General features: G+C 60.1%; 1 protein-coding gene and 1 other annotated feature. The gene reads left to right on the forward strand.

Annotation, left to right across the window (positions count from 1 at the left end):
- Positions 1 to 50: 50 nt before the first annotated feature.
- Positions 51 to 1,273 (forward strand): IS3-like element ISPst4 family transposase gene (locus tag EA795_RS20570; RefSeq protein WP_076611849.1). Its coding sequence is split into 2 segments (ribosomal slippage): positions 51 to 336 and positions 336 to 1,273, totalling 1,224 coding nucleotides; the frame shifts between segments, so codons are not numbered across the junction.
- Positions 329 to 445 (forward strand) — a sequence feature (AL1L pseudoknot). (Overlaps the previous gene by 117 nt.)
- Positions 1,274 to 1,312 lie beyond the last annotated feature (39 nt).

Raw genomic sequence — 1,312 nt, forward strand, 5'->3', positions numbered from 1 at the left:
TGAATCACCCCGGGTTTCGTGGAGGCCTCAACTCTTGAGAAGATGAGGCCATGAGAAAGACTACTACCTACTCCCCTGAAGTCCGTGAGCGTGCTGTGCGCATGGTTCTGGAACACCTGAACGACTATCCGTCCGAGTGGGCAGCCATTGAGGCCATCGCTCCGAAGATTGGCTGTGCCGCGCAAACCCTGCATGGCTGGATTCGTCGCCAGCAGACCGATGCGGGGCAGCGCCCCGGTCAGACCAGTGAAGAGCGCGAGCGCATCAGAGCCCTAGAGCGCGAAAACCGCGAACTGCGTAAGGCAAACGAGATATTGCGCCTGGCCAGTGCGTATTTTGCCCAGGCGGAGCTCGACCGCCGCACCAAGTCCTGAGGGCGTTTGTCGATCAGCATCGTGACCGTCTCGGGGTCGAGTCGATCTGCCGCGTGTTGCAGATCGCCCCGTCCGGTTACCGCAGGCACGTGGCTCAACAGCGCAACCCGGCACTGCGCTGTTGTCGTGCTCAGCGCGATGACGCATTGACCCTGGAAATCCAGCGAGTGTGGGATGCCAATATGCAGTGCTATGGCGCGGTGAAGGTCTGGAAGCAGCTGCGGCGAGAAGGCATCGAGGTCGCCAGATGCACGGTGGAGCGGTTAATGCGTCGGGCCGGATTGCAGGGCATTAGACGTGGCCAGATCGTGCAGACAACGGTGGCCGGCGACAAGGCCCTTTGCCCGCTGGATCGTGTCCAACGCCAGTTCCATGCCGACCGCCCGAACCAGTTGTGGGTGTCGGACTTCACCTATGTATCGACCTGGCAGGGCTGGCTGTACGTGGCGTTCGTGATCGACGTCTTTGCACGGCGGATCGTCGGCTGGCGAGTCAGTACCAGCATGAAGACAGACTTCGTACTGGATGCCCTAGAGCAAGCCTTGTATGCCCGTCAGCCGCATTGCTCGGGTGGTCTGATCCATCACAGCGACCGTGGAAGCCAGTACGTCTCGATCCGCTATACCGAACGGCTGGCAGAGGCCGGCATTGAGCCTTCGGTTGGCAGCAAGGGAGACAGCTACGACAACGCCTTGGCCGAAACCATCAACGGGTTGTACAAGGCCGAGCTGATTTACCGTCAGTCATGGAAGAGCCGCGAAGCCGTCGAAATGGCGACTTTGAAATGGGTGCACTGGTACAACCACCAACGCCTGCTGAGCTCAATCGGATATATCCCGCCTGCGGAGGCTGAGGCAAACTTCCACCAGCAACAAGCAGGTCAGGCCATGGCGGCCTGACTTAAACGAAACGGCCTCCACAAAACCCGGGGCGATTCA

This window comes from Stutzerimonas nitrititolerans, from assembly GCF_003696285.1.
Taxonomy (GTDB): Bacteria; Pseudomonadota; Gammaproteobacteria; order Pseudomonadales; family Pseudomonadaceae; genus Stutzerimonas; species Stutzerimonas nitrititolerans.